The 19,035-nt window shown below is 73.5% G+C and carries 17 protein-coding genes; 4 read left to right on the top strand and 13 right to left on the bottom strand.

Annotated elements, in window-relative coordinates; genetic code table 11:
• Positions 1 to 11: 11 nt before the first annotated feature.
• Entirely contained in the window at positions 12 to 656 is a 645-nt protein-coding gene (locus HT134_RS29490) for a dihydrofolate reductase family protein (protein WP_175603712.1), read from the bottom strand.
• A 141-nt stretch (positions 657 to 797) separates the two neighbouring features.
• A complete protein-coding gene (locus HT134_RS29495; protein WP_175603713.1) occupies positions 798 to 1,454 on the bottom strand; it encodes a CBS domain-containing protein in 657 nt (218 codons plus the stop codon).
• 154 nt (positions 1,455 to 1,608) lie between these two features.
• Here HT134_RS29495 and HT134_RS29500 point away from each other — a divergent pair, with 154 nt between their 5' ends.
• Positions 1,609 to 2,415 (top strand): HAD family hydrolase, encoded by an 807-nt coding sequence (locus HT134_RS29500; protein ID WP_175603714.1) that lies wholly within the window; start codon positions 1,609 to 1,611, stop codon positions 2,413 to 2,415.
• Entirely contained in the window at positions 2,412 to 3,062 is a 651-nt protein-coding gene (locus HT134_RS29505; protein ID WP_175603715.1) for a pyridoxamine 5'-phosphate oxidase family protein, read from the top strand. Before HT134_RS29500 ends, HT134_RS29505 begins: the two co-directional genes overlap by 4 nt.
• Before the next feature lie 27 nt (positions 3,063 to 3,089).
• Here HT134_RS29505 and HT134_RS29510 read toward each other — a convergent pair whose 3' ends face one another.
• Positions 3,090 to 3,863 (bottom strand): DUF6544 family protein, encoded by a 774-nt coding sequence (locus HT134_RS29510; protein WP_175603716.1) that lies wholly within the window; start codon positions 3,861 to 3,863, stop codon positions 3,090 to 3,092.
• On the bottom strand, positions 3,860 to 4,732 hold the full coding sequence (locus HT134_RS29515; RefSeq protein WP_175603717.1) for a universal stress protein: 873 nt from the start codon (positions 4,730 to 4,732) through the stop codon (positions 3,860 to 3,862). The genes HT134_RS29510 and HT134_RS29515 overlap by 4 nt, the downstream gene beginning before the upstream one ends.
• A gap of 214 nt (positions 4,733 to 4,946) precedes the next feature.
• On the opposite strand from HT134_RS29515, the gene argG reads away from it, so the two are divergent.
• Entirely contained in the window at positions 4,947 to 6,395 is a 1,449-nt protein-coding gene (gene argG / locus HT134_RS29520; RefSeq protein WP_175603718.1) for an argininosuccinate synthase, read from the top strand.
• A 74-nt stretch (positions 6,396 to 6,469) separates the two neighbouring features.
• On the opposite strand, the gene HT134_RS29525 is transcribed toward argG, so the two are convergent.
• The 9 genes from HT134_RS29525 to HT134_RS29565 form a co-directional block, all read right to left on the bottom strand.
• The gene (locus tag HT134_RS29525; protein WP_175603719.1) at positions 6,470 to 6,985 is read right to left on the bottom strand and encodes a CBS domain-containing protein; all 516 of its coding nucleotides are present in this window, start codon (positions 6,983 to 6,985) and stop codon (positions 6,470 to 6,472) included.
• Positions 6,982 to 7,851 carry a universal stress protein gene (locus HT134_RS29530; protein WP_175603834.1) on the bottom strand — a complete coding sequence of 290 codons (870 nt, stop codon included), beginning with the start codon at positions 7,849 to 7,851 and terminating at the stop codon, positions 6,982 to 6,984. The genes HT134_RS29525 and HT134_RS29530 overlap by 4 nt, the downstream gene beginning before the upstream one ends.
• 147 nt (positions 7,852 to 7,998) lie before the next feature.
• Complete coding sequence (gene narI / locus HT134_RS29535; RefSeq protein ID WP_312888524.1) at positions 7,999 to 8,718, bottom strand: respiratory nitrate reductase subunit gamma; 720 nt, start codon at positions 8,716 to 8,718, stop codon at positions 7,999 to 8,001.
• Entirely contained in the window at positions 8,715 to 9,320 is a 606-nt protein-coding gene (gene narJ, locus HT134_RS29540; protein WP_312888525.1) for a nitrate reductase molybdenum cofactor assembly chaperone, read from the bottom strand. The genes narI and narJ overlap by 4 nt, the downstream gene beginning before the upstream one ends.
• Positions 9,317 to 10,969: a nitrate reductase subunit beta gene (narH, locus tag HT134_RS29545; RefSeq protein WP_175603720.1), complete on the bottom strand. Its 1,653-nt coding sequence runs from the start codon at positions 10,967 to 10,969 to the stop codon at positions 9,317 to 9,319. Before narH ends, narJ begins: the two co-directional genes overlap by 4 nt.
• Complete coding sequence (locus HT134_RS29550) at positions 10,969 to 14,646, bottom strand: nitrate reductase subunit alpha (RefSeq protein WP_175603837.1); 3,678 nt, start codon at positions 14,644 to 14,646, stop codon at positions 10,969 to 10,971. The genes narH and HT134_RS29550 overlap by 1 nt, the downstream gene beginning before the upstream one ends.
• Before the next feature lie 23 nt (positions 14,647 to 14,669).
• Entirely contained in the window at positions 14,670 to 15,899 is a 1,230-nt protein-coding gene (locus tag HT134_RS29555; RefSeq protein ID WP_175603721.1) for an MFS transporter, read from the bottom strand.
• Between the two features lie 131 nt (positions 15,900 to 16,030).
• Positions 16,031 to 16,681 carry a helix-turn-helix domain-containing protein gene (locus HT134_RS29560; RefSeq protein WP_175603722.1) on the bottom strand — a complete coding sequence of 217 codons (651 nt, stop codon included), beginning with the start codon at positions 16,679 to 16,681 and terminating at the stop codon, positions 16,031 to 16,033.
• Between the two features lie 161 nt (positions 16,682 to 16,842).
• Entirely contained in the window at positions 16,843 to 17,556 is a 714-nt protein-coding gene (locus tag HT134_RS29565) for a hypothetical protein (protein ID WP_246365747.1), read from the bottom strand.
• A gap of 209 nt (positions 17,557 to 17,765) precedes the next feature.
• On the opposite strand from HT134_RS29565, the gene HT134_RS29570 reads away from it, so the two are divergent.
• Positions 17,766 to 19,019, top strand: coding sequence for a PP2C family protein-serine/threonine phosphatase (locus HT134_RS29570; RefSeq protein ID WP_312888526.1), 1,254 nt, complete (start codon positions 17,766 to 17,768; stop codon positions 19,017 to 19,019).
• Positions 19,020 to 19,035: the final 16 nt, after the last annotated feature.

A 19,035-nucleotide genomic window follows, 5' to 3' on the forward strand; every position in this document is an offset into this window, starting at 1 on the left:
CGGCGCTCGCCCTATCGGGCCTCCCGCTCGTCACCCGCGGGGACGTGCTCGTCACCGGTGAAGACGTGCTCGTCATCACTGGAGACGTGCTCGTCACCGGCGGGGACGTAGCGGAGCAGCACCGTGCGCCCGTCGAAGGTGCGCGTCTCGACCAGGCGCAGGGCGCGCCGCTCCCCCCGTGTGGCCAGCAACGCCCGGCCGCCGCCGAGCACGACCGGGTGGACCACGACGTGGTACTCGTCGATCAGGCCCAGCCGCGCCAGCTCGCCCCCCAGCGCCGAACCGCCGAGGAGCAGCATGTCCTTGCCGGGCTGCCGCTTCAGCTCGGCGACCTCCTCGGCGAGGTTCGCGCCGATGATCCTGGTGTTCCAGCCGGCCTGGTCGAGGGTGGTGGAGAAGACGATCTTCGGTGTGGACCGCCAGATCGGGGCGAACTTCAGGTCGTGCTCGTCGTCGGAGTACGCCTCGGCGTTCGGCCAGTAGCTCGACATGACCTCCCACACGCCGCGCCCGTACAGGAAGGTGTCCACCCGGGCGGTCAGCTCGTCGGAGTGGGCGAACATCTCGGGGCCGACGGCCGGCCAGTCGAACTCCCCGCCGGGGCCGTCGATGTGGCCGTCGAGGGAGGTGTGGACGTAGTAGATGATCTTGCGCATGGCGCCGGCTCCTCGCTGTCGGTTCGGTGACCGCCCGGGGCGCCCCCGGGCCGTCGTTCACCGCCTGGTCGGAGCCGCCCACGGGTTCTCGACATCCCGCGCCACTTCTCCCCGAGATTTTTCCGGCCGTGTCCTGCCTGCTCAGAGCAGCGGGGGGACGACGAGGAGGTCCTCCTCCTCGTGGTCGAGCTCGGAGACGACGTCCACCACGCCCTCGATGCCGCGGATGGTCTGCTCCAGCGCGATGGCCTGCGACCTGCGCCGGCACTTCCCCCTGATGGTCACGACGCCCTTGTCGATCTCGATCGCGTACGCCGCGAGGTCCGGGATGCGGGCCTGGATGTCGGCGAGCAGGTCGGCCGCCGGGCGGGTGAAGACGCGCAGCACGTCCTGCTGGTGCAGGGTGCCGGCGATGCGCCCGCTGACGGGATCGATCACGGGCAGCTGCTTGACGCGCTTGTCGCGCATCAGCCGGGCCGCCTCGCGCAGCGGCGTGTCCGGGGTGACGGTGATCGCCGGGGAGGTCATGAGCTGGCCCGCCGTGACGCCGGCCGCCTTGTGGTGCTCCTCGTGCCGCCGGTGGGACTCGAACATCGAGACGCTGTGCCCGACCGGATCGCTCTCCTTCAGCAGGAGGTCGTCCTCGGACACCACGCCCACGGGCCGCCGCTCGGCGTCGATGACGGTGACGGCGCCGACGGCGAACCGCCTCATCGCACCGATGATCTCGCTGAACGACGCGTCCTCCAGGACGGCGATGGCCACGCGGCCCATCACGTCCTTCACTTCCAGTGCCATGGTGTCCACCTCTTTCCTTCGCCTTTCTCCTCCCAGACTCCTCTGCCCGCCCGGCGCGGGGCAGCGGCGAACGTCCCGCGTGCGCGGGCCCAAGGTCCTCCGCGGTCCGCGCGACACATGTCTCAAATGCCGGGATGGCGGGTACCTCCTGTGCATGGCCGCCATCGACCTCGCGACCGTTCACGCGGTCGTCTTCGACACCGACGGCGTGGTCACCGACACGGCGCGGGTCCACGCGGCCGCGTGGAAGCACGTCTTCGACGCCTTCCTGCGCGGCCGTTCGGCGCCCTTCGACGTCCGCGACGACTACCTGCGCCACGTCGACGGGCGCCCGCGCCTGGACGGGGTGCGCACGTTCCTCGCCTCGCGCGGCATCACGCTGCCCGAGGGAAGCCCGGACGACGGTCCGGACGCCGCCACCGTCCACGGGCTGGGCCTGGCGAAGGACGCGTTGTTCGTGGCCGAGATCGGCCGGCACGGCGTGGCGGCCTTCCCCTCGACCGTGGCCCTGCTGCACGAGCTGCGGCGGCGCGGCTGCCGCACGGCGGTGGTGTCGGCGAGCCGGCACTGCCGGGCCCTGGTGGCCTCCGCCGGGCTGACCCATCTGTTCGACGTGACCGTGGACGGCGTGGACTCCGCCCGGCTCGGGCTGGCCGGCAAGCCGGACCCGGCGCTGTTCCTGGAGGCGGCCCGCCGGCTCGGCGAGCCGGCCGGGCGGACGGCCGTCGTCGAGGACGCGCTTCCGGGTGTGGAGGCCGGACGGCGCGGCGGGTTCGCCCTGGTGGTGGGCGTCGACCGGTCGGGTGAGCGGGCGGCGGCACTGCGGGCGGCGGGCGCGGGCGTCGTCGTGGAGGACCTCGCGGAGCTGTCCGTGACGGGCCGCGTTCCGCACGCCGGCACCGGCGACGGCGAGACCCGCCGGAGCACCGTCGGCTCGGGCGAGCAGGAGGGCCGGTCATGACCGGCGACCTCGGCCGCCGCATCGCCTACCACCGCGAGCGCCTCGGGCTGACGCGCGAGGAGCTCGCCGAGCGCGCCGCGATGGCCCCCGGGTACATCGCGTACGTCGAGGAGCACCCCGACACCGTCACCACCGGCGCGCTGACCCGGCTGGCCGGGGCGCTCGGGGTCTCCCCCGGCGAGCTGCTGGGCGGCGCCGCCGACCGGCCTCCCGGCCCCGGCCACGCGCGGGTGGCGCCCGTGCTGGAGAAGCTGGACCGCGCCGAGTGCCTGCGCCTGATCGCGCCGGGCGGCATCGGCCGGGTCGCCTTCGGCGGGCCGGACGGCCCGACCGTGCTGCCGGTGAACTACAAGCTGCACGGGGGCGCGCTCGTCTTCCGCACGGCTCAGGGCGGCCAGATGGACCGGACGCTGCGCACGGGCCTGGAGGGGGTGGAGGTCAAGATCGGGTTCGAGGTGGACCAGATCGACGAGGCGCGGCGCGAAGGGTGGAGCGTGCTGGTGCAGGGCCCCGCCCACTTGGTGAAGGAGGAGGAGCTGGACGCGGTCATGGGGGCCGGGGTCTCACCCTGGGCGGGCGGCGCGCGGGAGCTGTACATCCGGATCCTCCCGCACCAGGTCACCGGCCGCCGCATCCGCGGCCTCTGACCGCAACCCTCGCGCGGGAGCGCCGGGTCAGCGGAAGACGGCCTGCTCGATCGTGAAGCGGATGAACTCGCCCTCGGCCCACCGGGCGGCGCCGGGCCACCAGCCGCCCCGCGCCCGCGCCGCGATCGTGTACCCGCCGAACGTGGCCTCGCGCAGCACCTCCACCCCGAACGGCTCGTGCCGGTACGGCCCGCCGTCCGGGGCGCCCCAGCGGGACAGGGTCACGGCCTCCAGCGCGCCGCCCGGCGCGACCGTGAGCGTCACCTCGTGCTCCTCGCCGGCGACGGGCACGCGGACGGTCGCCCGGCGCTCGTCCACCTGCTTCCAGGTGAGCCGGGGGTCGAGCGCGGCGGCGGGCGCCAGCACCATCTCGCTCGCCAGCCGCCCCGCCGCGCTGCGCGTGATGTCAGGTCCGGCCCCGGACATCACCGGGACGGCGTCGAACAGCCTCCAGCGCATCTCCCCCGTCCCGTCGCGGTACCGGTCGAAGCCGCGCACGGTGAGCGGCCCGAAGAGGGCGCCCGCCGACCAGACGAAGCCCTCCGGCGGCCGCAGCACCTGCGCGGCGCGGAAGGGGTGCCAGTCCTTCAGCCGGATGACGCCGTGGCTGTCCAGCACGACCCCGCGGCGCAGGGGCGTGCCGGGCGCGATGGCGTGCAGCACCCAGCTCCGCGCGGGCTCGGGCAGCATCCCGGCCATCTCGGGCTCGAACGGCACCGGGTCCGGGGTCGGGGCCTGGAGCAGGTCCCAGTCACGGCGGGCCACGTCGGTCAGGCAGCGCGGGGCGACGACCACGGTCATGATCTCCTCCAAGGGGCGCGGACGACGGCGACCGGGCAGTGCGCCCGGTGGATCACGCCGTGGCAGGTCGAGCCGAGCACGGACGCGGCGAACCCGCCCAGACCGCGCGAGCCGAGGACGACCAGGGCGGCCGTCCGGGAGGCCGCCGCCAGGACCGGCACGGGATGCCCGGACATGACGGACTCCACCACCTCGACGTCGGGGTACTTGTCCCGCCACAGCGGGAGCCGCCGCGCGACCTCGGCCGCCTCGTCGGCCAGGGCGCCGGCGACCAGCGGCCCGTACCCGGCGGCCTGCGGCGCGAGGACCACGGTGTGCCGGGCGTGGACGACGCGCAGCCGCGCGCCGCGGGCGGCGGCCTGCTCCATGGCGTACTCCAGGGCGGCCTCGGAGTCGGCGGAGCCGTCGAACCCGGCGACCACCTCGCCCCCGCCCCCCGCGCCCCCCTCGGGGGCGCGCACGACGACGACCGGGCCGTGCGCGTGGCCGGCCAGGGCCAGCCCGACCGAGCCGAGCACGAGCCCGGTGAACCCGCCGAGCCCCCGGCTGCCCACCACGACGGTGTCGGCCGTCTCGGACTCGGTGCGCAGGCGTTCGACGACCGCGCCGACGAGGTGCGCCGTGGAGACCTCCAGGCGCGGGGCGCGCCGCCGCGCGCGTTCCTCGGCGCCGGCGAGCAGCAGTTCGCTCCGTTCGGTCAGCGACAGTCCGCCGCCTCCCGCGTCGTCCCGGTGCTCGCTCCTCCAGGGCTCGCGCACGTGCACGATCCGCAGGGGCAGCGCCCTGCGCGTGGCGTCCTGCACCGCCCAGCCGAGCGCCGCGTACGCCGCGTCCGATCCATCGATCCCCACAACTACGGGATTCGTCATGGCCGCCCCCTCCGGTTGCAGAAGTCCACGCATCTAGGACACACCTGCGCTGATCGGGCGCACAGAGAACGAGGTCCCGTCCGCGGAGGGACCATCGTCCCGGGCGGTTCCCCTGGAGGCACGCCACCTCCGAGGCACGAGAAGCGAGCCCGGCGGGGTTCTTTACCCGGACCCGCTTTGCATGACCATGCGTAGCAATGCATAATCTTTTCCTATGTCCAAGGTTCTCACCTCCCTGCCCACCGGCGAGCGCGTCGGCATCGCCTTCTCCGGCGGTCTCGACACCTCGGTGGCCGTCGCCTGGATGCGCGACAAGGGCGCAGTCCCGTGCACCTACACCGCCGACATCGGCCAGTACGACGAGCCCGACATCGCCTCGGTGCCCGCCCGTGCCCTGGCCTACGGTGCCGAGGTCGCGCGCCTGGTCGACTGCCGCGCGGCGCTGGTCGAGGAGGGCCTGGCCGCGCTGACCTGCGGCGCGTTCCACATCCGCTCGGCGGGGCGGGCGTACTTCAACACCACGCCGCTCGGCCGCGCCGTCACCGGCACCCTGCTGGTGCGGGCGATGCTCGAGGACGACGTGCAGATCTGGGGTGACGGCTCGACGTTCAAGGGCAACGACATCGAGCGGTTCTACCGGTACGGCCTGCTGGCCAACCCGCACCTGCGCATCTACAAGCCCTGGCTCGACGCGGAGTTCGTCTCCGAGCTCGGCGGGCGCAAGGAGATGTCGGAGTGGCTGCTGGCCCACGGGCTGCCCTACCGCGACAGCACGGAGAAGGCGTACTCCACGGACGCCAACATCTGGGGCGCCACCCACGAGGCCAAGACCTTGGAGCACCTCGACACCAGCATCGAGACCGTGGACCCGATCATGGGCGTGCGGTTCTGGGACCCCTCGGTCGAGATCCCGGCCGAGGACGTGACCATCGGCTTCGACCAGGGCCGCCCGGTCACGATCAACGGCAAGGAGTTCGCCACCCCGGTCGACCTCGTGATGGAGGCCAACGCCATCGGCGGGCGGCACGGCATGGGCATGTCCGACCAGATCGAGAACCGGGTGATCGAGGCCAAGAGCCGCGGCATCTACGAGGCCCCGGGCATGGCCCTGCTGCACGCGGCCTACGAGCGGCTGGTCAACGCCATCCACAACGAGGACACCATCGCCACCTACCACAACGAGGGGCGGCGGCTCGGCCGGCTGATGTACGAGGGCCGCTGGCTCGACCCGCAGGCGCTGATGCTGCGCGAGTCGCTGCAGCGCTGGGTCGGCACGGCCGTCATCGGCGAGGTGACGCTGCGGCTGCGGCGGGGCGAGGACTACTCGATCCTCGACACCTCCGGCCCGAACTTCAGCTACCACCCGGACAAGCTGTCGATGGAGCGCACCGAGGACTCCGCGTTCGGCCCGGTGGACCGGATCGGCCAGCTCACCATGCGCAACCTGGACATCGCCGACTCGCGCGCCAAGCTGGAGCAGTACGCCAGCCTGGGCATGGTCGGCACCCACCACCCCGCGCTCATCGGCGCCGCCCAGGCCGCCTCCACCGGCCTGATCGGCGCGATGCCGCAGGGCGGCGCCGAGGCCATCGCCTCGCGCGGCGAGGTCTCCGAGGAGGAGGAGATGCTCGACCGCGCCGCCATGGAGCTCGGCAACGACTGACCGCGACGCGACCGGGACCGGCGGACGGTCACGGCCCGGACCGGCGGACGGTCACGGCCGGGGCGGGAGGACTCTCACGGCCGGGGCGGGAGGACCGGCTGCAGGTGGAACATACCGGTGATCACCTCGCCCGGCCGGTCCTTCGGCTCGCCCGGCCGGTCCTCGGCGCAGGCGCGGCCCGCGACGGCGTTGAGCACGTCCCTGGCCGTGATGAGGCCGACCAGGCCGCGCTCCGAGACCACCGGCACCGCGTCGGCCTCGGCGTCCGCCATGACGCACGCGACCCGGCGCAGCGTGTCGCGCGGCCCGACGCGGGGCCGGGGCTCGCGTCCCAGCATCGTCCCGACCCGGCGGCCGGACTGCTCGTCCGGGCCGCCGGACCAGCTGGCGGCCAGCTGCTCGCGCGACAGGATGCCCAGCACGTGCCGCCCGTCCACGACGGGAAGATGGTGCACCCCGGCGCGGCGCATCAGCTCCCAGGCCATCAGGGGCGACTCGTCGGGTGTGACGGCGACGAGCACGCGGCTCATCACCTGCTCGGCTCGCAGCGACCGGATGTCAGAGCCGGTGCCGTCCGGGGACGTGGTCATGACCGCTCCTTTCCGGGACGTTCGCGGTGGGCGTGTCCGCGCCGGGGGCGTACGACCGCGACCGGGCACGCCACGTGGTGCAGCACGCCGTGGCTGACCGATCCGAGCACGGCCGAGGCGAACCCGCCCAGCCCGCGCGAGCCGATCACCACGAGGTCGGCGGTGAGCGCCGCCTTCATCAGGGCCGACACGGGGTGCTCGCACACCTGGTCGTCGACGATCCGCAGGTCGGGGTTCTTCTCCCGCCAGGGCACGACCCGCTCGGCGGCCATCTTGACCTCCTGCTGGTAGGCGTCCTCCAGGATGGGGCCGTATCCGGCTGCGTACGGGGAGAAGACCGGGAGCTGCCAGGCGTAGACCACGTGGAGCTGCGCGTCGCGGGCGCGGGCCTGCTCGACGGCGTACTCCATGGCGGCCTGCGAGTGCTCCGAACCGTCGTAGCCCACGACGACCTGGCCCTGCTGGACCACCGCGGTGCCGCGCACGACCACCACGGGACAGGCCGCGTGGCCGGCCACGGCCATGCTCACGGAGCCGAGCACCATCCCGGCGAACCCGCCGAGCCCCCTGCTGCCCAGCACCATGCTCTCGGCCAGGACCGACTCGCCGACCAGCGCGTCGATCACGCCGCCGCTCAGCATGGCGGTGCTCACGTCGGCGTCCGGCGCGAGCGAGCGGGCCCGCTCGGCGGCCGCCTCCAGCACGCCGGAGCAGTACTGCGTGCTGCCCACCGCCGAGGCCCACTGCTCGCACACGTGCACGAGGCGCAGCCCCAGCCCGCGGCGCCGCGCGTCCGCGGCGGCCCATTCCACCGCCGCCGTCGCAGGCGCCGACCCGTCCACGCCGACCACGATCCGTCCGCCCATCACCCATCGCCTCCACGTCCCAGGACTGTCACCTCCAGCCTGGTCGCGGGGCCTCCGGGACGCCCGGGGACGAAGTCCCGGATGCGGGGGCCGTTGGTCCCACGCCCCTTCCCCACGCCCCTTCCCGGCGAACGGGCCGGCTGCCGGTCAGGCGGTCCAGCCGCGGCGGGCCGGTCGCGTGCGGGCGACGTCGCGGGAGCGGTACACGACGTACGGCCGCGTCAGGTAGCCGATCGGGGCCGTGAGCATGTGCACCAGCCGGGTGAACGGCCAGATGGCGAACAGCGCCAGGGCGCTCAGCGCGTGCAGCTTGAACAGCACAGGGGCGCCCGCCATCAGCGCCGGCCGCGGGCTGAGGGCGAAGACGGACCGGAACCAGGGCGAGATCGTGGTGCGGTAGTCGTACCCGTCGCCCGCGAGGTTGGCCAGGACCGTGGCGGCCAGGCCGAGCACGATCGTCAGCGTGAGGACCGCGTACATGAGCTTGTCGTTGCGGGTCGTGGCCGTGAAGACCGGCCCCACGGTGCGGCGGCGGTAGACGAGGATGGCCAGGCCCGCGAGCGTGCACACCCCGGCGACCGTGCCGAGCGCGACCGCCGTCACGTGGTAGGCCGCCTCGCTGATCCCGGCCGCCTCGGTCCAGGACTTGGGGATCACGAGCCCGCCGATGTGGCCGAGGAGCACGACCAGGATCCCGAAGTGGAACAGCGGGCTGCCGATCCGCAGCAGCCGCGACTCGTAGAGCTGGGACGAGCGGGTGGTCCAGCCGAACTTGTCGTAGCGGTAGCGCCACACGTGGCCGACGACGAACATCGTCAGCGCCACGTACGGCAGGACCGCCCACAGCAGCAGGTCCAGCCCGCTCACCGCGGCTCTCCCGCCGCGTAGGGCTCCAGGCCGACCTGCTCCTCGGGCGGGCCCTCCTGCACCAGCCGCAGGGCGGCGGCGCGCTCGCGCGCGTTCGGCGGCGGCAGCGTGGCCAGCACGGCGGCGACGACGTCGGCGTACGGCGAGCGCTCCTCGCGCAGCGCCCGGTGGAGCGTCTCCACGCCGGCGCGGTGCTCGCGCAGCAGCCGGCCCGCCTGGGTGACGCCGCCCCGCGCGGACAGCTCGCACACCACGGCCAGGTGGTCGGGCAGCTCGCCGCCGGCCGGCTCGAACCCGGCCTCGCGGAAGGCGTGCTTGAAGCGCAGCAGCGCCATGCCGCGCTTGCGGGTGTCGCCGTAGGTGTAGTACGTCAGGTACGGGCAGCAGCGGCGCTTGAGGTCGAACGTCGCCACGTAGTCCTCGGCCAGCCGCGGCAGCGGGGTCGTGGCCAGGTGCGTCAGGAAGGCGCGCAGCCGGGAGGCCGCCTCGCCGGCCGGCAGCCGGTCCACCGTCATCGTCAGCAGGGGCAGCGCCTCGACCAGCCGCTCGTCCGGGTAGCCGAGCAGCACCGAGGCGGTCATGTGGATGGCGCGCTCGCTCACGAGTCCTCCTTGCGCTTGGGGAACAGCCCCTCGGGCAGGCCCTTGCCGTCCCAGTTGAGCAGGTTCACGCGTTCGGCCCGGTCGGCCGGGTCCACCAGGGCGCCCGTCTCCTGCCGCTCCTTCAGGGCGTGGAAGGTCTCCACCGCCACCGGGGCGGGCCGGCCGGACGCCTCGCCGAACGGCCCGCCCATGCCGGGGCCGCCCGCGTAGTCGAGGCTGCAGCCGGTGACGAGCTCCTCCGGCCGGCCGTCCTGCTCGGGATGGGCCGTGGGGATCACGTAGCGCTCGGCGTACGGGGCGAGGGCGAGCAGCCGGTGCATCCCCTCGACCTGCCTGCCCGTCAGGCCCACCGCGGCGGCGATCGACTCGTCGGCCGGCTGCCCGAGGTTGAGGCGGCGCATGTAGGAGCGCATGGCGGCCAGGCGGCGCAGGACGGCGCGCACGGGCTCGGGGTCGCCGGCGGTGAACAGCTCGGCCAGGTAGCCGATCGGGATGCGCAGGGCGTCGATCGCGCCGAACAGGTTGCCGGCGTCCTCGCCGTCGTGGCCGGTGTCGGCGAGCACGTCCACGACGGGCGACAGCGGCGGGATGTACCAGACCATCGGCATCGTGCGGTACTCCGGGTGCAGCGGCAGCGCCACCCCGTACTCGAAGATGAGCTGGTGGATCGGGGAGCGGGCGGCCGCCTCCAGCCAGTCCTCCGGGATGCCCGCGGCGCGGGCGGCGGCGAGCACTTCAGGGTCGCGCGGGTCCAGCAGGACGCTCTTCTGCGCCTCGTACAGGTCCTTCTCGTCCGGGACCGCGGCCGCCTCGCCGACCCGGTCGGCGTCGTAGAGCAGCACGCCGAGGTAGCGCAGGCGGCCCACGCACGTCTCCGAGCACACGGTCGGCATGCCGACCTCGACCCGGGGATAGCAGAACGTGCACTTCTCGGCCTTGCCGGTGCGGTGGTTGAAGTAGACCTTCTTGTACGGGCAGCCGGTCACGCACATCCGCCAGCCGCGGCAGCGGTCCTGGTCCACCAGGACGATGCCGTCCTCGGAGCGCTTGTACATCGCGCCGGAGGGGCAGGAGGCCACGCACGAGGGGTTGAGGCAGTGCTCGCAGATGCGCGGCAGGTAGAACATGAAGGCCCGCTCGAACTCCAGCTTCACCTGGTCCGACACCTTGCGCAGCACCGGGTCGGCCGGGGCCAGCTCGGGCGCGCCGGCCAGGTTGTCGTCCCAGTTGGCGCTCCACGTGATCCGGGTGTCCTGGCCGGTGATGAGCGACTTGGGCCGGGCGACGGGCGTGTCCTCGCCGGCGGGGGCGGAGAAGAGGCGGTCGTACTCGTAGGTCCAGGGCTCGTAGTAGTCCTGGATGGACGGCATGAGCGGGTTGGCGAAGATGGTGAGCAGCTTGCGCAGCCGCCCGCCGGCCTTCAGCCGGAGCCGGCCGCGCCGGTTCAGCTCCCAGCCGCCCTTCCACCTGTCCTGGTCCTGGTAGGTGCGTGGGTAGCCCTGGCCGGGCCGGGTCTCGACGTTGTTGAACCAGACGTACTCGGTGCCCGCCCGGTTGGTCCACGCCTGCTTGCAGGTGACCGAGCAGGTGTGGCATCCGATGCACTTGTCCAGGTTCATCACCATGGCGAGCTGAGCCATGACCCGCATCAGTAGTCCACCTCCTGGGAGCGGCGGCGGATCACGGTGACCTCGTCGCGCTGGTTGCCGGTGGGGCCGAGGTAGTTGAAGGCGAAGGAGAGCTGGGCGTAGCCGCCGATGAGGTGGGTCGGCTTGACCAGCAGCCGGGTGAGCGAGTTGTGGATGCCGCCCCGCCGTCCCGAGGTCTCGCTCTTCGGCACGTCCACGACGCGTTCCTGCGCGTGGTACATGTACACGGTGCCCTCGGGCATGCGGTGCGAGACGACCGCGCGGGCGACGACGACGCCGTTGCGGTTGACCGCCTCCACCCAGTCGTTGTCGGAGACGCCGGCCCTGGCGGCGTCGGCGGGGCTCATCCAGATGGTCGGCCCGCCGCGCGACAGGGTCAGCATGAGCAGGTTGTCCTGGTACTCGGAGTGGATGGACCACTTGGAGTGCGGCGTGAGGTAGCGCACCGTGATGCCGTCCTCGCCGCCCTCGCCGACGGCGGGCTCGCCGAACATCGCGGTCATGTTCAGCGGCGGCCGGTAGACGGGCAGCGCCTCGCCGGCCTCGCGCATCCAGTCGTGGTCGAGGTAGAAGTGCTGGCGTCCGGTCAGCGTGTGCCAGGGTTTGCGGTGCTCGACGTTGACGGTGAACGCGGAGTAGCGCCGCCCGCCCGTCTCGCTGCCCGACCACTCCGGTGAGGTGATCACCGGGACGGGGCGGGCCTGGGTGTCGGCGAAGGTGATGCGCCGGTGCTCGTCGGCCAGGCCGTCGAAGGACGTCCCGGTGCGCCGGGCGAGCGTCTCGAAGCCCTGGGCGGCCAGCCGCCCGTTGGTGGTGCCCGACAGGGCCAGCACGGCCTCGCACATGGCGACGTCCGTGGCCAGCGACGGCCGGCCGTCCGCCGCGGTGCCGTTGGTCCGGCCGAGCCGTTCGACCTCGGCGGACACGTCGTACGTCAGCCCCTTCGTGGCGGCGCCCAGCCGTTCCAGCAGCGGGCCGAGGGTGGCCATCCGCTCGGCCACCGCCGCGTAGTCGCGCTCGACCACGACGATCTTCGGGAAGTCGCGGCCGGGCACGGGCGCGCGGCCGGTGCCGCGCCAGTCGCGCACCTGCCCGTGCGGGGTGGCCAGCTCGTCCGGCGTGTCGTGCAGCAGCGGCACGGCCACCACGTCGCGGCGGGTGCCCAGGTGGGTGCGGGCGAGGTCGCTGAAGGCGCGGGCGATGGCGTGGAAGGCGGCGAAGTCGGTGCGGGCCTGCCAGGGCGGGTCGATCGCCGGGGTGAAGGCGTGCACGAACGGGTGCATGTCGGTGGACGACAGGTCGTGCTTCTCGTACCAGGTGGCCGCGGGCAGCACGACGTCGGAGAACAGCGTGGTGGAGGTCATCCGGAAGTCCAGCGACAGCAGCAGGTCCAGCTTGCCGCGCGGCGCCTCCGGCGGCCAGGCGAGGTCGCGGGGCCGCTGCTCCGGCCGGGCCTCCTCGGCCCGCAGCGACGCGTCGGTGCCGAGCAGGTGGCGCAGGAAGTACTCGTCGCCCTTGGCCGAGGAGCCGAGCAGGTTGGCCCGCCACACGGTCAGCACGCGCGGCCAGTTCGCGGGCGCGTCGGGGTCCTCGCAGGCGAAGCCGAGCCGGCCCGCCGCGACCTGCCCCGCCACGTACGCGCCCGGCTCCTCCCCCGCCGCGGCGGCCTCGTCGGCCAGGTCCAGCGGGTTGCGGTCGAACGTCGGGTAGGACGGCATCCAGCCGAGCCGCGCCGACTGGGCCAGCAGGTCGGCCGTCGCCCGGCCGGCGAACATGCCCTCGCCCAGCGGCGAGGAGACCACATCGGCCGGGTAGGTGTCGTAGCGCCACTGGTCGGTGTGCAGGTACCAGTAGGCGGTGCCGATCATCTGCCGGGGCGGGCGCGACCAGTCCAGGCCGAAGGCGAGCTGCGCCCAGCCGGTGATCGGCCGGCACTTCTCCTGGCCGACGTAGTGCGCCCAGCCGCCGCCGTTGACGCCCTGGCAGCCGGTGAGCGTGGTCAGCGCCAGGAACGCGCGGTAGATCGTGTCGGAGTGGAACCAGTGGTTCGTCCCCGCCCCCATGATGATCATGGATCGGCCGCCGGACTCCTCGGCGTTGCGGGCGAACTCGCGCGCGATCCGGGCCGCCTTCCTCGCGGGCACGCCGGTCAGCGCCTCCTGCCAGGCCGGGGTGTACGGCTCGGCCGCGTCGTCGTAGCCGGCCGGCCAGCGGCCCGGCAGGCCCGGGCGGGCCACGCCGTACTGGGCGAGCATCAGGTCGAGGACCGTGGTGACCAGGTGCCCGCCCACCCGCCGCACCGGGACGCCCCGCTCCAGCACGCCTTCACCGTGGCCGTCGAAGCGCGGCAGGGACACCGGCGCCGCGTCCTGCCCGAGGACGGTGAGCAGCGGGGTCACCTCGCCGAGGTCGAGGTTCCAGCGGCCCTCGCCCTCCGGCCCCCACCGGAACCCCAGCGACCCGTTGGGCACGACCGGCTGCCCGGTCGCCTCGTCCAGCACGACCGTCTTGAACGCCGCGTTCTCCCCCTGCTCGCCCAGGTCGGCGGCGGTCAGGAAGCGGCGCGGCACGTACGCGTCGCCGCGCGGCTCCAGCGTCACCAGGAACGGCAGGTCCGTGTAGCGGCGCGCGTAGCCGGCGAACGGCGGGCCACCGCCGGCGCCGGCGCGGTCGTCGGCGCGGTCGTCGGCGCGGTCGCGGTAGAACTCCGCGAGGATCACGTGTCCCATAGCCATGGCCAGCGCGCCGTCGGTGCCGGGATGCGGGGCCAGCCACTCGTCGGCGAACTTGGCGGCGTCGTTGTAGTCGGGGGCGAGGACCACGACCTTCTGGCCCCGGTAGCGGGCCTCGGCCATGTAGTGGGCGTCGGGCGTGCGGGTGACCGGCACGTTGGAGCCCCACAGCATGAGGTAGGCCGCGTCCCACCAGTCGGCCGACTCGGGCACGTCGGTCTGGTCGCCGAACACCTGGGGCGAGGCCACGGGCAGGTCGGCGTACCAGTCGTAGAACGACAGCATCGACCCGCCGAGCAGCGAGACGAACCGGGCGCCCACCGCGTGGGACACCATCGACATGGCCGGGATCGGCGAGAAGCCGGCCACCCGGTCGGGCCCGTACGTCCTGATCGTGTGGACGTGCGCCGCGGCGACGAGCTCGGTGGCCTCGTCCCAGGTGACGCGGACCAGCCCGCCCTTGCCGCGGGCCTGCTGGTAGCGGCGCCGCTTGTCCGGGTCGGAGGTGATCTCCGCCCAGGCGGCCACCGGGTCGCCCAGCCGGGCCTTCGCCTCGCGGTACATCTCCACGAGCACGCCTCTGGCGTACGGGAAGCGGACCCGGGTGGGCGAGTAGGTGTACCAGGAGAACGCCGCGCCGCGCGGGCAGCCGCGGGGCTCGTACTCGGGCCGGTCGCCGCCGACGCTCGGGTAGTCGGTCTGCTGCGTCTCCCACGTGATCACGCCGTCCTTGACGTAGACCTTCCAGGAGCAGGAGCCGGTGCAGTTGACGCCGTGGGTGGAGCGCACGACCTTGTCGTGGCTCCACCGGTCGCGGTAGAAGACGTCGCCGTCCCGGCCGCCGATCTGGTGCAGCGTCCGCAGGTCGCCGGAGACCCGGCCGGGCCGCAGGTGGCGGCCGAGCCTGAGCAGCGCGTCGCTGAGCGGACCGTCGGTGGCGGCCATGGGCGGGGCCTCCTTCTTGTCTGTCATGTCTCGGACGTCCTGGGGTCCGGGGTCGTGGCGCGGGCGGCGGGGCGCAGGACGGCCCAGCAGTAGACGAACGCGCCGAACGCCATGGCCGCGAGCAGCATCAGGCCGATGGCGTACGAGCCGGTGGCCTGGTAGATCAGCCCCATGACGATGGGCGGCAGGAAACCGCCCAGCCCGCCGGCGGCGCCGACGACGCCCGTGGCGCTGCCCACGGACGCGGCGGGCACGGCCCGGCCGAGGATCGCGAACACCGCGCCGTTGCCCAGCCCGAGCGCCGCGGCCATGGCCAGGAACCCGGCCGTGGCGAGCGGCATGCCGGGCGCGAAGGAGACGACGATCGCGCAGGCGAACACCGCGGCCAGCACCCAGCTCAGCACCCGCTCGCCGCCCAGCCGGTCCGACAGCCAGCCGCCCACCGGGCGGGCCAGGGTGGCCAGCACCACGAACCCGGCCGTGCGGGCCGCGGCGTCGGCGACCGTCAGCCCGTACTGGGCCTTGAGGTACAGCGGCAGGTAGACGCCGAAGGCGACGAACCCGCCGAAGGTCAGCGCGTACATGCCGGCCAGCTCCCGCGTGACGCGCAGCCGCGCGGCGGCGGCGAACCTGGCCGTGAACGACTGCGCGGGCGCCGCGCCGCCGGAGGGGGCGTCCCGGCCCAGGACGAGGAAGGCGATCCCGACCAGCACGAGGGCCACGGCCACCGCGAAGAAGGGCGTGGCCCGGCCGAACTCGGCGGCCAGCCACGGCGTGAGGAACCCGGAGATCGCGGTGCCGATGTTGCCCATCCCGAAGATCCCGAGCGCCAGGCCGCGCCGCTCGGGCGGGTACCAGGCGTTGACGAACGGCACGCCGATCGCGAACGTCGCCCCGGTCATGCCCAGCACCAGGCCGCCGGCCAGCAGCGCGGGATAGCTCTCGGCGAAGGCCAGAAACACCACGGGCAGGGCGCCGAGCAGGCTGGTGACGCCGAAGACGAGCCGCCCGCCGTACCGGTCGGTCAGGGCGCCGAGCACCATGCGGCCCAGCGACCCGACGATCACGGGGACGGCGACCAGGACCGAGACCGCGGTCGCGCTCAGCCCGAGCAGCTCCTTGTAGACGGGGCCGAGGGGGCTCAGCAGCGCCCAGGCCCAGAAGTTGACCGCGAACGCGGTCGTGGCGAGGACCAGTGCCTTGGTGCGTCCGGCCGTCGTGGCGCGGGGCGCGACTGGTGGAACGGCGGTCATCGGCACCTTCCGGAGAAACTGGGCGGATCTGGCGTGCCCTGCCAGGCTCCTTCAGTCGCATCCGCCCCAGTCAGGGTCTTTGGTCCCTCGATCCGTACCCGAACGACTCCCGCCTTATCCCCACATTTCTGTCAGCCGGTGACGATGCGGCGGCCCGTCACGCGCGACGGCCTGATCTGCAGGTACTGCCGGCGGTCGCCGCCGGCCCAGGGCTCGACGCCCGTCGCCGCCGCGTCGGCCTCCTCCTCGTCCGTGACGTGGTGCAGCGAGCCCTGCACGAGCACGCTCCAGCCGCCGCCGGTCAGCTCGTGGACGCGGTCGACCTCGAAGGCGACCTTGTACTCGACGCCCCGCATGCCGGTGCGCAGGTCGGCGTCCGTCGCGCCGCCGGGCGTCGTGCGGAACACGATCGCGCCGCCGTCGGACAGCCGGTAGTTCACCGGCAGCACCGTCAGGCCGTAGCGGCCCTCGAAGGCGATGCGCCCGATCCCGCCCGGCGCGATCAGCCGCAGGCACTCCTTCTCGTCCAGCTCGGCCAGGTCCGCGCCGGGCGCCGCCTCGCCCGCGCCGACCGGCGCCTCGTCCAGCAGCTCGGCCACCGTCGTGCCCAGCGCGCGGGCCAGCCGGTCGGCCGTCTCGCGCGCGGACGGGTCCGACTGCTCCTCCAGGCACCGGACGTACCCCTCGTCGACTCCGGCCTGCTCGGCCAGGCGCTCACGGGTCAGGCCCAGCGATGCGCGCCGCTCGGCGATCCTGCGTCCGAAGCTCCCGAGATCCGACATATCGCTCTCCATCTCCACGACGGGTGTCTTCCCTCGGATCACCGTAGTAGGCGGATGTTCCGAAAACCGGTCCGGCGAGCGGTGTGGTGACCTTCGTCCGCGATGTCAGGGACCTTCGGCGCGGCGCCGCGCGTCCCGCCCGGTCCCGCGGGACAGGCCGTCTAGTGCCCCATGACCGGCCGCGCGCCCGCGGCGGGCATGGGCAGGTGCTCGCGGATCAGCATGTAGCTGGCCACCAGCACCCAGACCGCCAGGAGCACCCCCGGGACCACCACCATCAGCGGCGCGTCCGGCGCGAGAGCCCGCGCCGTGCTGCCCACGCCCAGCGCGGTCAGCAGCTTGAGCGCCGCGACGACGATCGCGAACCAGGCCATCCACATGGGGAGGACCCGCGTGTGCATGATCGCGGCGGCCGTCACGGCGAACGTCGCCGCCACCGCGATGCCGGCGATCATGTTCATCACGGTCAACGCGGTGTACGGGCCCGCGGCCAGGGCCATCAGGGCGCCGCGGTGCGTGGTGATGGCGTACGTCAGCCCCGCGAAGATCGCCACCCCGATGAACATGATCGTGGAGACGAGGATGTAACCCGCCAGCACCAGCGCCGGCGTGTCACTCGTGTCGTCCGCGCGCCGGAACGCCGTGGCCAGCGCCACGCCGAACCACAGGAACAGCATCGTGGCGATCCCGTACAGCACCGAGGCCGCCATGACCTGGGTGCGGTACTCGAACAGGTATCCCGCGATGCTCGACGCCGACTCCGCGACGCTCGGGGCGTTCCCCATGACGATCCTGCCGATGATCGCCACCACGACGGCCGCGATGCCCGCGATGCCGCCCCAGCGAAGTTCGTGGCTCTGCTTCATCGTTTTCATCAGCATTACCCCCGGATTCCATCATCCGGCGGCCCCGATACGTCGCCAGGGTCGCCGGTCAACCTTTGCCGTTTCTTTGGCGCGCCCACCGGCGTGTCCCCGGGGCGACCACGCCGCTCGGGGAAACCACCCGGGACCGGCCCGTACATCAGTACCAAACCCGCAGGACACCGGTAGAAAGGACGTCGAGGACTACGAGGAGTGAGCGCGTGCGGGACAACGGTGAGCGCATGCTGGGCGGCCTGATCGCCGCCCATCACCTCGCCACGCTCGAGGAGCTGCCCTGGCTGATCAGCCGGCACGCCGAGCACGTGGGCTTCTCCGACGTGCTCGTCTACGTGGCCGACCTGCAGCAGCAGTACCTCGTGCCGCTGCCCGGCCAGCGGCACGAGGACGGCACGCCGTTCGAGCGCATCCGCGTCGACTCCACCGTGGCCGGCCGCGCGTTCCGCATGCTGGACATCGTCCAGACCAGGCCCACCAGCGGCCCCGCCACGGACGAGCCCGAGGCGGCGCAGCCGCCCGCCGCCCAGGAGCCGCGCCGGATGTACCTGCCGCTCCTGGACGGCACCGAACGGCTCGGCGTGCTCGCCCTCACCGTGCCCCGCGACGACGAGCGCGTCCGGTGGCGGGCCTCGCAGCTCGCCGCCCTCACCGCGCTCGTCCTGGCCAACAAGCGCAGCACCAGCGACACCTACGCCCGGCTCGTCCGCGCCCAGCCCATGCAGCTGTCGGCGGAGATGCTGTGGACCCTGCTGCCGGTGCGGACGTTCGCGACCGGACGGGTCGTGGTCACCGCCGCCCTGGAGCCCGCCTACCTGGCCGGCGGCGACGCCTTCGACTACGCGGTGGCCGGCGACCTGCTGCACCTGGCGGTGTTCGACGCCATGGGGCACGACACGGCCGCGGGACTCACGGCCACGATCGCGGTGGGCGCCTGCCGCAACACCCGCCGCGAGGACGTGGACCTTCCCGGCATCGGCGAGGCCGTGGACGCGGCCGTCTTCGAGCAGTTCGCCGGCACCCAGTTCGCCACCGGCGTCCTGGCCGCCCTCGACCTGCGCACGGGGGTCCTGCGGTGGATCAACCGCGGCCACCACCCGCCGCTGGTGCTGCGCCACGGCCGCCTGGTGGCCACGCTCAGGACCGAGCCGGACCCGCCCATGGGCTTCCGGCTCGGCGCCGTCCACCCGCCGGCCCGCTACCAGCTCGAACCCGGCGACAGACTGCTGTTCTACACCGACGGCGTCATCGAGGCGCGCAGCCCGGACGGGGAGGTGTTCGGCCTGGAGCGGTTCGTGGACTTCGTCATCCGCCGGGAGGCCGACGGCGTGCCGCCGCCCGAGACGCTGCGCCGGCTCATCCAGACGCTGCTCGAACACCAGCAGGACCGCCTCCAGGACGACGCCACGGTCATGCTCGTCGAATGGCGCACCCAGAGCGAGCAGCGGCTCGTCATCTGACCACGCACCGCGAGAG

Source organism: Nonomuraea rhodomycinica (genome assembly GCF_013363995.1).
GTDB classification, from domain to species: Bacteria; Actinomycetota; Actinomycetes; order Streptosporangiales; family Streptosporangiaceae; genus Nonomuraea; species Nonomuraea rhodomycinica.

Bases quoted from the DNA above. Each gene is read 5' to 3' on its own strand.
- HT134_RS29550 (WP_175603837.1), bottom strand. From the start codon at position 14,646: ATGGCCGCCACCGACGGTCCGCTCAGCGACGCGCTGCTCAGGCTCGGC.
- HT134_RS29510 (WP_175603716.1), bottom strand. From the start codon at position 3,863: ATGACCGTGGTCGTCGCCCCGCGCTGCCTGACCGACGTGGCCCGCCGT.
- narH (WP_175603720.1), bottom strand. From the start codon at position 10,969: ATGCGGGTCATGGCTCAGCTCGCCATGGTGATGAACCTGGACAAGTGC.
- HT134_RS29555 (WP_175603721.1), bottom strand. From the start codon at position 15,899: ATGACCGCCGTTCCACCAGTCGCGCCCCGCGCCACGACGGCCGGACGC.
- HT134_RS29515 (WP_175603717.1), bottom strand. From the start codon at position 4,732: ATGACGAATCCCGTAGTTGTGGGGATCGATGGATCGGACGCGGCGTAC.
- HT134_RS29490 (WP_175603712.1), bottom strand. From the start codon at position 656: ATGCGCAAGATCATCTACTACGTCCACACCTCCCTCGACGGCCACATC.
- HT134_RS29525 (WP_175603719.1), bottom strand. From the start codon at position 6,985: ATGACCACGTCCCCGGACGGCACCGGCTCTGACATCCGGTCGCTGCGA.
- HT134_RS29565 (WP_246365747.1), bottom strand. From the start codon at position 17,556: ATGAAAACGATGAAGCAGAGCCACGAACTTCGCTGGGGCGGCATCGCG.
- HT134_RS29560 (WP_175603722.1), bottom strand. From the start codon at position 16,681: ATGTCGGATCTCGGGAGCTTCGGACGCAGGATCGCCGAGCGGCGCGCA.
- HT134_RS29495 (WP_175603713.1), bottom strand. From the start codon at position 1,454: ATGGCACTGGAAGTGAAGGACGTGATGGGCCGCGTGGCCATCGCCGTC.
- HT134_RS29530 (WP_175603834.1), bottom strand. From the start codon at position 7,851: ATGGGCGGACGGATCGTGGTCGGCGTGGACGGGTCGGCGCCTGCGACG.
- argG (WP_175603718.1), top strand. From the start codon at position 4,947: ATGTCCAAGGTTCTCACCTCCCTGCCCACCGGCGAGCGCGTCGGCATC.
- HT134_RS29505 (WP_175603715.1), top strand. From the start codon at position 2,412: ATGACCGGCGACCTCGGCCGCCGCATCGCCTACCACCGCGAGCGCCTC.
- HT134_RS29500 (WP_175603714.1), top strand. From the start codon at position 1,609: ATGGCCGCCATCGACCTCGCGACCGTTCACGCGGTCGTCTTCGACACC.